The sequence below is a fragment of the Mycobacterium bulgaricum genome, from assembly GCF_041287165.2.
GTDB classification, from domain to species: domain Bacteria; phylum Actinomycetota; class Actinomycetes; order Mycobacteriales; family Mycobacteriaceae; genus Mycobacterium; species Mycobacterium bulgaricum.
The window spans coordinates 356,793-369,954 of record NZ_JBGGKV020000002.1 but is presented as its reverse complement, the minus strand read 5'-3'; the positions used below and the strand labels follow the sequence as shown (position 1 = coordinate 369,954).

Here is a 13,162-nt window from a genome sequence, read left to right as displayed (position 1 = left end):
CATCGGCGGAGGATGGCTGCAGTGAACCACCGGAACGACCCCGAAGCCGCGGTGATGCGCGCGCTCTACACCGAGCACGCCGCCGCCCTGTGGCGCTATGCGCTGCGGCTCACCGGGGACCGGTCGCGGGCCGAGGACGTGGTTCAGGAGACGCTGCTGCGCGCGTGGCGACACCCCGATGTCACCGCCGACGTGGACCGTTCTGCCAGGGCGTGGCTGTTCACCGTCGCGCGCAACATGATCATCGACGAACGTCGCAGTGCCCGGTTCCGGCACGAGACGGGCGTGCCCGACCCCGAGCTCGCCGCAGACGTGGCCTCGCCCGATGAAGTGGACACGGCGCTGGACCGCATCCTGGTGGGCACAGCGCTGCGCCAGCTCTCCGACGAACACCGCGCGGTGATTCGGCGGGCCTACTACCAGGGCTGGACGACCGGGCAGATCGCAGCCGATCTGCAGATCCCGGAGGGAACCGTGAAGTCCCGGCTGCACTACGCCGTCCGCGCGCTGCGGCTCGGCCTACAGGAGATGGGGGTGACTCGATGATGAGTGATGACACCTACCTGACGTGGGACGCCGCCTACGTGCTGGGTGCGCTGTCCGGTGACGAACGGCGGGAGTACGAGGCGCACCTGCAATCGTGCACCCGTTGCCGCACGGCGGTCGCCGAACTCGGCGGCATGCCGGCTCTGCTGTCGATGCTCGACCTCGATGAGGTCGGTGCACTCGACGACGAAGCACCCGACCCGCCGCTGCGGCCCGGGGTACTCACCTCGGTCATCGACCGCGCCGGTGTGCGCAGGCGCCGGGCCCGCCGGGCGACGATGTCGGCTGTCGGGGTGGCCGCGGTGTTGACGGCCCTCGCACTGGTGGTCGCCGTCCGGCCGGAGGTCTTCGGATTTCACAGGGCGCCAACACAACAGCCGACCGCGCAGATGCTCGGCATGAGCAAGGTCTCCGAGACCCCGATCAACGCGAGCGTTGCGCTGACCGGCTACGGCTGGGGCACCCGCATCGACATGGAGTGTTCGTACGGCGACTGGGGTCAGAGTCCTCACGGCGTCACGCCGCAGGACCTCGGCATGGTGGTGATCGGCGACGACGGCAGCCGGCAGCAGATCGCCACCTGGCTGGGCCTGTCCGGCGCCACGGCTCTGCCGAGCGGCACCACCCCGATGGGCAGGGACGAAATCGCTGCTGTGCAACTGGTTTCGACCACCGACGGCACTGTGCTGCTCGAGAAGCAGATATAAAGAGGCGTGGCATCCGAGCGGCGGGACCCGATCGCCATCGCGCGCGACAACTGGGAGCGCTCGGGCTGGAGCGATGTCGCCGACGGGATGGTGGCGGTGACGTCGGTGATGCGCGCCCACCAGATCCTGCTGGCCCGCGTCGAGACCGCGCTGCGTCCCTACGACCTGAGCTTCTCGCGCTACGAGCTGCTGCGCCTCTTGGCATTCAGCCGCACCGGGGCGCTTCCGATCACCAAAGCTTCCGACCGGCTGCAAGTGCATGTCACCAGCGTCACGCACGCGATACGGCGGCTGGAGTCCGACGGCCTCGTCGAACGGCTTCCGCACCCGACCGACGGACGCACCACGCTGGTGCGGATCACCGACCTCGGCCGCTCCACCGTCGAGGACGCGACGGTCACGCTCAACAAGGACGTCTTCGGTGACATCGGCATCTCCGACGAGCAGTCCCGCACACTCGCGGCGTCGATCGAGACGCTCCGACGCAGCGCAGGCGACTTCTAGCGGTCGGCGCTGGAGGGAACCGGGATCGTCGCCGTCACCGCGGTGCCGTTGCCGGGGCGCGAGCGGATGTGGAGCCTTCCGCCGACGATCTCGGCGCGCTCGGCCATCGACAGCAGCCCGTAGCCGCCCATCTCGTCGCCGCCCAGCGGGCGCTCCAAGGTGTCGAAGCCAACGCCGTCGTCGACGATCTCCAGCCGCGCGACCTCACCGTTCTCGGTCCTGTCCACGGCGAACGTGAGCCGGGCATGGTCGGCGCGGGCGTGCTTGACGACGTTCTGCAGACACTCCTGCGCGATGCGGTACAGCGCCAGCTCGATGTGGTCGGGCACCCGGTCCTCGGCAAGGGTGACCTCGATGCCGATCTGCGGGATCGACCGGGCCAGGCTGGCCAGCCCGCCGGAGAGCCCCAGGTCGTCGAGCACCGGCGGACGGAGCCCGCTGATCGCGGCCCGCGCCTCCTGCAGCGTCAGGTCGGCGAGTTCCCGTGCGCGGTCGAGCTGCTCGGTCAGCGCGGCGCGGTCGTCGGGCGACTTCGCGGCCTGCGCGGCCGCGTCGAGGCGATAGGACAGTGTCACGAGCCGCTGCGAAATGCCGTCGTGGATGTCGCCGGCGAGCCTGCGGCGCTCCAGCTCCTGGGCCTCGATGACCTGTTCCACGAAATTCTCGTGCGCGCGTTCGCGCGCGACCAACTGCCGATGCAACCGGGCCTGGTGCATGGCGCCGGCGATCAGCCTGCCGATCACCAGCAGCATCTCCACGTCGCGGTCGCGGAATTCACGCTCGGCGACGGTGTGCACGTTCAGGACGCCGACGAGTCCGCCTGGATCGGTCTCCATCGGGACCGACACCATCGACGTGAAGTCCCGGCCGCGCAGCGAGCGGAACGGCAGGTAGCGCGGGTCGGACTCCTTGTCCGTCCTGATCACCACCGGCTCCCGGTGGCTGGCCACCCATCCCGAAATACCCTGTCCCAGAGGCAGTCTGATCTTGCCGACCTCGGAGTCGAACGGCGGTGTCGCGCCGGCGAGCGTCAGCGACCGTTCCGTGTCGTCGAGCACGTGCACGAAGCAGACGTCACTGTCGGTGGCCGCGGTGATCATCCTGGCCGCCGCGGCCGCCAGCGGTTCGACGCCCGGCCCGCTGGAGGCGGCCTGGATCAGCTCGCGCAGCAATGCCAACTCGCGGTCGGCGGTCAGCAACGGCCGCGTCACTGGAAGATCCCCTCACGCAGGGCGGTCGCCACCGCGCCGGTGCGGTCGCTGACGCTGAGCTTGCGGTAGATCGAGCTCAGGTGCGTCTTGACGGTCTCGTCGCCGATCACGAGCTTCGCCGCGATCGCGCGGTTGGACAGGCCGTTGACCACCAGTTCCAAGATCTCGCTCTCGCGCTGGGTGAGTCCCTGCCGGGCGCCCGGCCACTCCACAACGCGGGACGCCATGCTCGGATCGATCGCGGTCTGGCCGCCGTGCACCAGTTCGAGCTGGCGGACCAGCTCCTCGCTGCTGATGCTCTTCAGCAGATATCCGGACGCACCCACCCGAAGGGCCTGGAACAGGTACTGCTCGTCGTCGTAGACCGACAGCATCACCACCTTGCGGTCGGGCTCGCGGGATCGCAGGTGCCGGCACACGTCCAGGCCGCTGGAGCCCTGCATGCGGACGTCACAGAGAACGATGTCGGGGTCCAGGTCGGCCACCACGCTCATCACCCGGTCCGCGCCCACTGCCTGGCCGACGACGGTGACGCGACTACCGAACGCGGCCAACATCGCCTTGAGGCCTTCGATGACCATCTCGTGGTCGTCGACCAGCACTATTCGCACCGGATGGGCGCCCTGCATCGCCCCACTGTAAGGAATCCCCCGTGTGGGGGAGGTGCCCGGGGTGTGACGTGGGCCACCATTTACCTCGTGCAGCCCTCACAGCAGAAAGCATGGCGTGCCGGTCGGTTCTGGTGGGACTGGTCCTCCGGAGAGGCCGAGCCCACGCCGCCGCAGCCCCTGAAGACGCTCAGCGCGGTCCTCTTCGACCTCGACGCGCTCGCCGACGTGGAGGGCGCGGGCCACCGGCCCGCGTTCAACGCCGCCTTCGCGTCGCTCGGACTCGACATCGAATGGTCGGTCGCGCGGTACCGCCAGCTGCAGGCCCTGACCGACGAACGCCGTCGGGTCGCGGCCGAGCTGCGCAAACGCGGCGTGAGCACCGAGTGCGACGTGCTCGCCGAGCTGCTCGTCGACGAAATCTGCATGACCAAGGCGATGATCCTCGACGAGACGATCCTCGATGCCGACATCGCCGCCCGGCCCGGGATGGTCGACCTGATCACCGAGGCCTACGGTGCCGGCGTCGCGGTCGGCATCGTCAGCACGGGCAGCCACACCTGGGTGGAGCCGCTAGTACGGCAGCTGATCGGAACGGGCATCGCCGGCGCGGTGGTGACCACCGACGACGCACCGCGCGGCGAGCTCTACGCGGCCGCGCTGGCCGAACTCGGTGCGCCGGCCCACGACTCACTTGCGTTCGCGGGGTCGCAGGTGAGCCAGCGCACGGCCACCGCGGCCGGGCTGGCGACGGTCCTGGTCGATGACGGTTCGGCACCACTGCGGGTGGTCGACTGTCAACGTGCCCACGACGTGTGGTGGCAGACGCATCCGAGGCCGACGGCCGCCTGAGCGGCGATCACGCGCCTAGCGCCTATCCTTGCCCGAATGAGCCCGGGGCGATCGCGCAATGCGCTCCAGACGCGTGCCGACATCCTCGAGGCCGCTCGGCGGCGATTCGGGTCCGAGGGCTACCAGGCGACCACTCTGCGTGGCGTCGCGTCGGACGTCGGTGTCGATCCGGCGTTGATCATCCGCTACTTCGGAAACAAGCAGAACCTGTTCGCCGAGGCCGCAGAGTTCAGAATCGAGCTGCCTGACCTGACTGAGGTCGGCAGAGACGACGTGCCCGATGTCCTTCTCTCACGCTTCTTCGCGGTGTGGGAACAGGACACCACGTTCCTTGCACTGCTGCGCGCGGCGATGACCAGTGAATCGGCCGCCGACACCATGCGTCGAGTGTTCGCCACCCAGGTGGCACCGGCGCTGGCTTCTGTGGCGCCGGACCATCCTGCCCAGCGCGCAGGAATGCTGGGCGCTTTCGTCATCGGTTTGGCCACCACGCGTTATGTGCTGGCCAACCCGGGGGTCGCGAACCTCAGCCATGACGAGCTGATTCGCTTCGCCCGTCCGGTGATCCTCCATCTGTTGTTCGGGTCCACCGCGCCGTAGCCCCGCGAACCACTGCACCATCCTAAGTCATCAACCGTTGACAACGGGTGGACACCGGCTTACTGTCAGCAAGTCACCAATTGTTGACTTGAGTCGAGGAGGCGCCGTGGCTCAGCCAGTCGGGACACGCACGGTAATGACCCGCGTGGCCGGTGCGGCCCTCGCCGCTCCCCGGCACTTCCTCGTGGTGGCGCTGCTCGCCACGGTCGCGGCAGGGTTGTTCGGAATTCCGGTCGCGAAGTCGTTGTGCGCGTGCGGTTTCGAAGATCCATCGGCGGAGTCGGCGCGGGCATCCGAAATGCTGACCGACGTCTTCGGGCAGGGTGAATCGCAGCTGCTGATCGCCGTCACAGCGCAGGACGGGCGGGACGGCGACCGGATGCGCCAAGTCGGCGCAGAGATCGCGGCCGAGCTAGAACGTTCGCCGTACGTCGCGACGGTGTCGTCGACATGGAAGCCTACGGTCGGTCTGATCGCCGCTGGCATCGACGGCGAGGACGGTGAGATCCAGCGACGCAGCACGGAGCTGGCGGACCGGCTGGCCTACGACCGCGAGGGCGTCACCGTGCTTGCCGGCGGGGCTGCGATGGTCGACGTCCAGATCACCGAGCAGTCCCAGCGCGATCTGCTGCTGATGGAGTCGCTGGCAATCCCGTTGAGCTTTCTGGTGCTGGTATGGGTATTCGGCGGTCTACTGGCCGCGGCCATCCCCGTCGCAGTCGGCGTCATGGCCGTTGTCGGTGCCCTGGCGGTACTGCGCGCGGTCACGCTGTTCACCGATGTGTCGATCTTCGCGCTGAACCTCAGCGCTGCAATGGGACTCGCCCTGGCCATCGACTACACGCTGTTGATGATCAGTCGGTACCGCGACGAGCTGGCCGCCGGCGCGGACCGTCACGACGCCGTGATGACGATGATGGCGACCGCCGGCCGGACCGTGGTCTTCTCTGCCACGATCGTCGCGTTGTCGATGGCAGCCATGGTGCTGTTCCCGATGCACTTCCTCAAATCGTTCGCCTACGCCGGAGTGGCAACGGTCGGTTTCGCCGCCCTCGCCGCGCTGTTGGTGACTCCCGCCGCCCTCGCTCTGCTCGGAGACCGCCTCGACCGCTTCGCCTTGGGGCCGAAGTCGCCATCGCGGCTGGTGCAGGGACAGTTCCTGTATCGCTGGACGAAGCGCGTCATGCGCCGCGCACTGCCATTCGGGCTGGGGGTCGTCGCGCTGCTCGTACTTCTCGGAGCGCCCTTCGGTGGGGTCACGTGGGGATTCCCCGACGATCGGGTCCTGCCGGCCGACGCGTCCGCCCATCAGGTCGGTGACCAGTTGCGCGCCGAATTCGCCGGTATCGCAACAGCTGTCACCGTCGTCGTCCCCGACACGGCCGGCCTGTCCACCGCTGATGCCGAGGCGTACCGGAGCCGGCTGGACCGGGTCGCCGACGTATCCGCGGTGTCGCCGTTCACATTCACCGATGACCGCGGCTTCCTGACCGTTCAGAGCACGGCCCCGTTGTTCTCGCAGGCATCTGAAAGGCAGCTCGACGCACTGCACGCCGTCGAGGGACCCGGGGGGCGCGAAGTGATGTTCACCGGAACCGCGCAAACCAACCGCGACAGCGTCGAGGCCATCACGTCACGGCTCCCGATCGTGCTCGGGGCTATCGCGGCGATCATGTTCGTGCTGTTGTTTCTGCTCACCGGGAGCGTCGCGATCCCCATCAAAGCGCTTGTCCTCAACATTCTTTCACTCACAGCCGCGTTCGGTGCGATGGTGTGGGTCTTTCAGGATGGCCATCTGGGCGGCCTGGGCACCACAGCTACGGGAACGCTGGTCGCCAACATCCCTGTGCTGCTGTTCTGCATCGCCTTTGGCTTGTCGATGGACTACGAAGTCTTCCTCGTCTCCCGCATCCGCGAGTTCCGGCTCGACGGTCATCCGAACGACGAGGCCGTCGCCCTCGGCATCGCGCGCACCGGGAGGGTCGTCACCGCCGCGGCGCTTGTCATGTCGATCTCGTTCGCAGCACTGATCGCCGCCGAGGTGTCGTTCATGCGGATGTTCGGTCTCGGCCTGACCCTGGCCGTGCTGGCCGACGCGACACTCGTCCGGATGGCTTTGATGCCTGCGTTCATGCATGCGCTCGGTGAGTGGAACTGGTGGGCGCCCAAATGGATGGCGCAGTTGCACAACCGTATCGGGCTGCACGAAGGAGCCGACGTGACACCGGGTCGCGTCCTCAGTGAAGGGAGAGCGTCATGACTGTTGTAGCTGCTGTGCGGGGGGAAGTGCCGCCGAATCGCTACACCCAGGCGGAGATCACCGAGGCCCTCATCGCGATGCCGGGCTACCAGGAGTACGGGAACAGCATCCGCGCGTTGCACAGGAGCGCCAAGGTGGACACCCGACACTTCGTGTTGCCGCTGGACGAGTACGCCGGATTGAGCGGGTTCGGCAGAGCGAACGATGTGTTCATCGAGCACGCGGTGGAACTCGGCAGCGCCGCGCTGGCGGGTGCACTCGACGACGCCGGCGTGAGTGCGTCGGATGTCGACATGATCATGACAACCACGGTGACCGGGATCGCGGTGCCTTCGCTGGATGCCCGGATCGCGGCGAGGGTGGGCTTGCGGCCCGACGTCCGGCGGGTGCCGATGTTCGGATTGGGTTGCGTCGCAGGCGCGGCGGGAGTGGCCCGGTTGCACGATTATCTACGCGGCAATCCCGACGGTGTTGCGGTTCTGCTCGCGGTCGAGCTGTGTTCGCTGGTGTCCAAGACCGACCCGTCGATGGCCACCGTGGTGGGCAGCAGTCTGTTCGGCGACGGTGCGGCAGCAGTCGTGGCGGTCGGAGACCGGCGCGCCGACCACGTCGCAGGTCCAGAGGTCATCGACTCGCGAAGCCATCTCTACCCAGAGTCGTTGCGCACCATGGGTTGGGACGTCGACGACAGCGGGTTCCGCCTTATCCTCTCGCCAGATGTGCCGCGGGTCGTCGAGCGCTATCTCGGCACCGACGTCACCGGCTTTCTGCACGGTCACGGCCTCGACTTCGACGACATCGGCACATGGGTCAGCCATCCCGGCGGTCCGAAGGTTATCGAGGCGATCACGTCGACGCTCGGACTGGCTGACGACGCACTGGAATTGACGTGGCGATCCTTGGCCGAGGTGGGCAACCTGTCGTCGGCGTCGGTGCTGCACGTACTGCGAGACACTATGGCGAAGTGCCCGCCGGCGGGGACTCGGGGGCTGATGCTCGCGATGGGCCCCGGTTTCTGCTCTGAGCTCGTGCTGCTGCGCTGGCGTTGATCATGACCTGGTATGTCCTGCTGGTCGCAGCGGTAGCCGTTGAGCGGCTGGTCGAAGTGGCTGTCGCCGAGAAGAATCGGCGGTGGAGTATGTCGCGGGGCGGAATCGAGGTCGGAGCCCGCCACTACCCGGTGATGGTGGTGTTGCATGCGGCGCTGCTGGCCGGCTGCCTGCTGGAGACCGCCGTTCTGCACCGGTCATTTGACCCCGCTGTGGGATTGCCGATGCTCGCGCTCGTGGTGGCTGCCCAGGTACTGCGGTGGTGGTGCATCAACACGCTGGGCCCGCAATGGAACACCCGCGTCATCGTCGTTCCCGGTACGGCACGCGTCACCAGCGGCCCGTACCGGCTGATTCCGCACCCCAACTACGTCGCCGTCGTCGTCGAAGGTTTCGCGCTGCCGCTGGTTCACGGAGCCTGGATCACCGCGGTCACGTTCACGATCCTCAATGCGGCGCTGCTGAGGACCAGGATCGCGGTCGAGAACTCGGCGCTCGCGGGGTTGCGATGATCGACCTTCTGGTCGCGGGTGGCGGACCCGCGGGGCTGGCGACCGCGATCTACGGTGCCAAGGCTGGTTTGGAAGTCGTCGTCGTCGAAAAGCGCTGCGGGGCGGTGGACAAGGCGTGCGGTGAGGGGATGTTGCCGCACACCCTGCGGCACCTGGAGCGGCTCGGCGTGTCTGCGCAGGGCATGCCGCTGCGGGGGATCGCGTACGTCGACGGTGCCGACCGGATCGACGCGGCGTTCCGAACCGGACCCGGCCGCGGCGTACGCCGCACCGTGCTGCATGCCGCGATGCTGCGCGCGGCCGACGAGGCCGGTGTGCGGCGTGTCCACGGTCGGATCGAGCGGGTCGCCCAGGATCCGTATTCGGTGTGCGCCGGCGGGTTTCGTGCCAGATATCTCGCTGCTGCAGACGGTCTGCACTCACCGATCCGCAGCGCGCTCGGCCTCGCCCGACCGTGCACGGATCACCGCCGGTGGGGCATCCGCCGGCACGTGCAGATTGCGCCGTGGAGCGATCGCGTCGAAGTGCACTGGGCGGCGGGTAGCGAGGCCTACGTGACACCGGTGGCCCCCGATTGTGTCGGCATCGCCGTGCTCAGTTCGACTCGTGGAGGTTTCGACCGGCAGCTTGCTGACTTTCCGGAACTCACGGATCGGTTCGCGGGCGTTGCACACGGCCCGGACCGTGCGGCGGGTCCGCTGCGGCAGGGGGCGCGTCGTAGGTCGGCGGGCCGGGTGTTGCTCGTCGGGGACGCTGCCGGCTACATCGACGCGCTGACGGGTGAGGGGATGGGGCTGGCTTTCGGCGGAGCGCAGGCCCTGGTGAATTGCGTTGTCGCCGAGAGTCCCGGCGACTACGACCGTCAGTGGCGCACGTTGACGAGGCGCTACCGACTGCTCACCGCAGGTCTGGTGCGTGCCGGATCGATGCCGATGATCCGCTCCCGCATCGTGCCGGCGGCGCGGGCGATGCCCGCGGTGTTCAACGGAATCGTCAACCAACTCGCCGCATGAATACCGACAGGAGAACACCATGGACATCTCGGCCCGATCGTTGCTCACCGTAGGCGTCTCGCTGAGCGCCGCCTCGGCCATCGCCCTGGCGCCGGTGGCAGCGAACCCGTCGGCCCTGACCGTCACCAAGCCTGATGCCCCGCCCGCCGTGGTATCCGACGTCCGGCTCAGCGCAGTTTCCGATGAGATCGAGGTGGGCATCGCGAATCTGCAGGCGTTCCTGGACGCCGCGGCCGTCACCGTCGCCGACGTCGTCGGACTACCGGGCCGGGACCTCATCGGCGTTGCCGGGGGTATCGAGACGCTGTTCGACGTGGCGTTGACGGGCTGGATCGATGCGATGTCGGATCCGACTGCCGCTGCGTCGCTGTCCATCGTGCGCACTTTGGCAGTGGATGCATGGGCGAAGCTGGAGGAGAACCTGGGCCTGGGCAACGCCGTCATCACCGAGGCCACCGAGCAGGTGGGAAGGTTGATCAGCGGTGCTTTCACCGGCTCTGGCCGCAACCTGCTCATCGCCGGTGCCAACGTGCTCACCACCCCGCTGTCGGTTCCCGCCTACGCGGGAGTGCTCTCGGCCGGACTTGCCAGCGGACAGTTGGTGATCGGTAACGGTCTGCGGGTGATCCAGACGGTTGGCGGCGCCGCATTCGATGTCGCGGGTATTGCTGTGCGCGAGTTGACCTTTCAGCTCACCAATCTGCTAGGCGGGGCAAGCGCACTTTTCACCCAGCTCGGCGAGTCGTCCGACAGCCCACTCATCGAGGCGGTCCTGGGCGCGGTGCGTGACCTCGCGCTGGCTCCTGTGCGTGCGGTGGTGAACCTGGGGTCGGGTGTGATCCAAACCGTCCTGATGACCGCCAACGCTGGATTCGATGTGGTGCTCGACGTCGCCATCAACGCGGTCGACCCGGTGGATTCGGAGCCGTCCGAGATGGGCGACCGGGGCGCGGCGGTGCCGGTCGCCACCTTGAGCGCCCCCGAGGAGGACCCCGCCAAAGGGGACATTCCCGAAGAGGACATCCCCGATGAGGACACTCCCGTGGCAGAAGCGTCGGAGCAGGAGTTGGCCGCTGAGGAAGCCACCGAGAAATCCGAAGAGGACTCTGCCGAGGAGAGTGTGGAGCAAATCGAGAGGGAAGCGCCCACCCGAAATGAACCTACCGACGATGACACCGCCGGTGCCGAACCTGAAGATGGGCACGATCATCGATCGAAATCCGGGACATAAGTTCAGATTCGGCGAGGTCTGTCAGCCGCGCAGCGCCTCGATGACGGCGCTGAAGTCCTTGTCGGCGTGGTCTTCATTGAATTGGCGGTAGATCTCGGCGGCGTGGGTGCCCAGCGGCGCGTTGGATCCGGTCGAGGTCACCGCATCCATCGCCAGTCCGAGGTCTTTGTTCATCAGCGCCGTCGCGAATCCGGGCTTGAAGTCGTTGTTGGCCGGCGACGTCGGGACAGGGCCCGGCACAGGGCAATTGGTGTGTACCGACCAGCAGTTGCCCGTCGCGCCGGTGATCACGTCGAACAGCGACTGCGCGGGCAGTTCGAGCTTCTCGGCGAGCACGAACGCCTCACCGATCGCGATCTGCTGCACCGCCAGCACCATGTTGTTGCACAGCTTGGCGGCCTGCCCTGCGCCCGAGGCTCCGCAGTGGATGATCTTGCCCGCCATGGGTTCCAGCACCGGCTTGGCGCGCTCGAATGCGTCGTCCTCGCCTCCCACCATGAAGGCCAGCGTGCCCGCGGCAGCACCTTTGATACCGCCGGAGACAGGCGCGTCGAGCTGGGCGAGACCGCGTCCGGTCGCCTGGGCGTGAATGTCGCGGGCGTCGTCGACGGAGATGGTCGACGTGTCGATCAGCAGCGCACCATCTTTGACGGCGGGCAGGATCTCGGCGTAGGCGGCCTTGACGATCGCGCCGTTCGGCAGCGACGTGATCACCACATCGGCGTCGGCGACGGCTGCCGCGCCACTGTCGAACACGATGGCGCCGTTGGCTTTCGCGGTCTCCTGCAGCGCAGCCACCGGGTCGAAACCGTTCACCGTGTGACCGGCCGACACCAGGTTCGCGGCCATCGGGCCGCCCATGTTGCCCAGCCCCAGGAATGCGATCGTCGTCATCCTCGGTCCTTCCTCGTCATGATGCGCGGGCCCGGGCCGCCGCCGAGCGACCGATGACCACGCGCATGATCTCATTGCTGCCCTCGAGAATCCGGTGCACTCGCAGATCGCGCACGATCTTCTCGAGGCCGTACTCGCGCAGGTACCCGTAGCCGCCGTGCAATTGCAGCGCCTGGTCGGCAACCTCGAAGCACGCGTCGGTGACGTAGCGCTTCGCCATCGCGCACAACTCGACCCGGTCGGGGTGGTCGTTGTCCAGAGCCGTTGCGGCACGCCACAACAGCGCCCGCGACGTCTGTAGCGCGGTGGCCATGTCGGCCAGTGTGAACCGGATCGTCGGCTCGTCGAGCAGCGCGCCGCCGAACGCCTGCCGGTCGGCCAGGTAGGAGACCGCCTTGTCGTAGGCGGCCTGCGCGCCACCGAGTGAGCACGCCGCGATGTTGATGCGGCCGCCGTTGAGGCCTTTCATCGCGATCCCGAAGCCGGCACCCTCAACACCGCCGAGCAGCGCATCGGCGGGCAGTCGGGCACCGTCGAAGACGACCTGCGCGGTGGGCTGGGCGTTCCAGCCCATCTTCTCCTCGTTCGCGCCGAAGCTCAGCCCCGGCGTGTCCTTGGGGACCACGAATGCCGAGATGCCCTTCGGGCCTTCGCCACCCGTGCGCGCCATCACCACGTACACGTCGGATTCGCCTGCGCCCGAGATGAATTGCTTGACACCGTCGAGCACCCACTCGTCGCCGGAGCGCACCGCCCTGGTGCGCAGCGCCGACGCGTCGGATCCCGCGCCCGGCTCGGTCAGGCAGTAGCTCGCGATGGCATCCATCGACGCCAGCTTCGGCACCCATGCCTTGCGCTGCTCGTCGGTGCCGAAGCTGTCGACCATCCATGCGCACATGTTGTGGATCGACAGGAACGCCGCCACCGTCGGATCGGCGTACGACAACTTCTCGAAGATGCGTACCGCGTCGATGCGCCGCAGCTCGCTGCCGCCGACATCGTCGCGGCAGTAGATGGCGGCCATCCCGAGTTCGGCGGCCTCCCGCAGCACGTCGGTGGGGAAATGGTGCGTGGCGTCCCACTCAAGAGCGTTGGGTGCCAACCGCTTTTCGGCGAACGCCGCCGCTGTCTCGGCGATGACGCGCTCGTCGTCGTCCAACCCGAAGTAGTCCATG

14 protein-coding genes are annotated in these 13,162 nt (G+C 67.7%); 10 read left to right on the top strand and 4 right to left on the bottom strand.

Annotated features, from left to right (window positions below; translation table 11 throughout):
* Positions 1-54 precede the first annotated feature (54 nt).
* From ACAG24_RS08315 to ACAG24_RS08305, 3 genes are read left to right on the top strand one after another with little or no spacing between them, the layout of a single operon-like run.
* Positions 55-546, top strand: coding sequence for a sigma-70 family RNA polymerase sigma factor (locus ACAG24_RS08315; protein WP_445206182.1), 492 nt, complete (start codon positions 55-57; stop codon positions 544-546).
* Entirely contained in the window at positions 543-1,253 is a 711-nt protein-coding gene (locus ACAG24_RS08310) for an anti-sigma factor family protein (RefSeq protein ID WP_370472288.1), read from the top strand. The genes ACAG24_RS08315 and ACAG24_RS08310 overlap by 4 nt, the downstream gene beginning before the upstream one ends.
* Before the next feature lie 6 nt (positions 1,254-1,259).
* On the top strand, positions 1,260-1,757 hold the full coding sequence (locus ACAG24_RS08305; RefSeq protein WP_370472289.1) for a MarR family transcriptional regulator: 498 nt from the start codon (positions 1,260-1,262) through the stop codon (positions 1,755-1,757).
* Here ACAG24_RS08305 and ACAG24_RS08300 read toward each other — a convergent pair.
* Both ACAG24_RS08300 and ACAG24_RS08295 read right to left on the bottom strand, forming a co-directional pair.
* Positions 1,754-2,968, bottom strand: a complete 1,215-nt coding sequence (locus ACAG24_RS08300) for a GAF domain-containing sensor histidine kinase (RefSeq protein WP_370472290.1) — start codon at positions 2,966-2,968, stop codon at positions 1,754-1,756. The genes ACAG24_RS08305 and ACAG24_RS08300 overlap by 4 nt on opposite strands.
* Positions 2,965-3,597 (bottom strand): response regulator, encoded by a 633-nt coding sequence (locus ACAG24_RS08295; RefSeq protein ID WP_370472291.1) that lies wholly within the window; start codon positions 3,595-3,597, stop codon positions 2,965-2,967. The genes ACAG24_RS08300 and ACAG24_RS08295 overlap by 4 nt, the downstream gene beginning before the upstream one ends.
* A 69-nt stretch (positions 3,598-3,666) precedes the next feature.
* On the opposite strand from ACAG24_RS08295, the gene ACAG24_RS08290 reads away from it, so the two are divergent.
* The 7 genes from ACAG24_RS08290 (at position 3,667) to ACAG24_RS08260 (ending at position 11,093) form a co-directional block, all read left to right on the top strand.
* Positions 3,667-4,428, top strand: a complete 762-nt coding sequence (locus ACAG24_RS08290; RefSeq protein ID WP_370472292.1) for an HAD family hydrolase — start codon at positions 3,667-3,669, stop codon at positions 4,426-4,428.
* A 36-nt stretch (positions 4,429-4,464) separates the two neighbouring features.
* Complete coding sequence (locus ACAG24_RS08285; RefSeq protein WP_370472293.1) at positions 4,465-5,028, top strand: TetR/AcrR family transcriptional regulator; 564 nt, start codon at positions 4,465-4,467, stop codon at positions 5,026-5,028.
* Positions 5,029-5,164: 136 nt separating this feature from the next.
* Positions 5,165-7,288, top strand: coding sequence for an MMPL family transporter (locus ACAG24_RS08280; RefSeq protein WP_370472638.1), 2,124 nt, complete (start codon positions 5,165-5,167; stop codon positions 7,286-7,288).
* Entirely contained in the window at positions 7,285-8,337 is a 1,053-nt protein-coding gene (locus ACAG24_RS08275; RefSeq protein ID WP_370472294.1) for a type III polyketide synthase, read from the top strand. The genes ACAG24_RS08280 and ACAG24_RS08275 overlap by 4 nt, the downstream gene beginning before the upstream one ends.
* A 2-nt stretch (positions 8,338-8,339) precedes the next feature.
* Positions 8,340-8,849, top strand: a complete 510-nt coding sequence (locus ACAG24_RS08270; protein ID WP_370472295.1) for an isoprenylcysteine carboxyl methyltransferase family protein — start codon at positions 8,340-8,342, stop codon at positions 8,847-8,849.
* Positions 8,846-9,862, top strand: a complete 1,017-nt coding sequence (locus ACAG24_RS08265; protein WP_370472296.1) for an NAD(P)/FAD-dependent oxidoreductase — start codon at positions 8,846-8,848, stop codon at positions 9,860-9,862. The genes ACAG24_RS08270 and ACAG24_RS08265 overlap by 4 nt, the downstream gene beginning before the upstream one ends.
* Before the next feature lie 19 nt (positions 9,863-9,881).
* Positions 9,882-11,093 (top strand): hypothetical protein, encoded by a 1,212-nt coding sequence (locus ACAG24_RS08260; RefSeq protein WP_370472297.1) that lies wholly within the window; start codon positions 9,882-9,884, stop codon positions 11,091-11,093.
* Positions 11,094-11,114: 21 nt separating this feature from the next.
* On the opposite strand, the gene mmsB is transcribed toward ACAG24_RS08260, so the two are convergent.
* Complete coding sequence (gene mmsB, locus ACAG24_RS08255) at positions 11,115-12,062, bottom strand: 3-hydroxyisobutyrate dehydrogenase (RefSeq protein ID WP_508506426.1); 948 nt, start codon at positions 12,060-12,062, stop codon at positions 11,115-11,117.
* The gene (locus tag ACAG24_RS08250) at positions 12,004-13,161 is read right to left on the bottom strand and encodes an acyl-CoA dehydrogenase family protein (protein ID WP_370472299.1); all 1,158 of its coding nucleotides are present in this window, start codon (positions 13,159-13,161) and stop codon (positions 12,004-12,006) included. Before ACAG24_RS08250 ends, mmsB begins: the two co-directional genes overlap by 59 nt.
* Position 13,162 lies beyond the last annotated feature (1 nt).

Coding starts and splice junctions, on each gene's coding strand:
- ACAG24_RS08315 (WP_445206182.1), top strand. CDS start 55: ATGCGCGCGCTCTACACCGAGCACGCCGCCGCCCTGTGGCGCTATGCG.
- ACAG24_RS08310 (WP_370472288.1), top strand. CDS start 543: ATGATGAGTGATGACACCTACCTGACGTGGGACGCCGCCTACGTGCTG.
- ACAG24_RS08295 (WP_370472291.1), bottom strand. CDS start 3,597: ATGCAGGGCGCCCATCCGGTGCGAATAGTGCTGGTCGACGACCACGAG.
- ACAG24_RS08285 (WP_370472293.1), top strand. CDS start 4,465: ATGAGCCCGGGGCGATCGCGCAATGCGCTCCAGACGCGTGCCGACATC.
- ACAG24_RS08280 (WP_370472638.1), top strand. CDS start 5,165: ATGACCCGCGTGGCCGGTGCGGCCCTCGCCGCTCCCCGGCACTTCCTC.
- ACAG24_RS08275 (WP_370472294.1), top strand. CDS start 7,285: ATGACTGTTGTAGCTGCTGTGCGGGGGGAAGTGCCGCCGAATCGCTAC.
- ACAG24_RS08270 (WP_370472295.1), top strand. CDS start 8,340: ATGACCTGGTATGTCCTGCTGGTCGCAGCGGTAGCCGTTGAGCGGCTG.
- ACAG24_RS08265 (WP_370472296.1), top strand. CDS start 8,846: ATGATCGACCTTCTGGTCGCGGGTGGCGGACCCGCGGGGCTGGCGACC.
- ACAG24_RS08260 (WP_370472297.1), top strand. CDS start 9,882: ATGGACATCTCGGCCCGATCGTTGCTCACCGTAGGCGTCTCGCTGAGC.
- mmsB (WP_508506426.1), bottom strand. CDS start 12,062: ATGAGATCATGCGCGTGGTCATCGGTCGCTCGGCGGCGGCCCGGGCCC.
- ACAG24_RS08250 (WP_370472299.1), bottom strand. CDS start 13,161: ATGGACTACTTCGGGTTGGACGACGACGAGCGCGTCATCGCCGAGACA.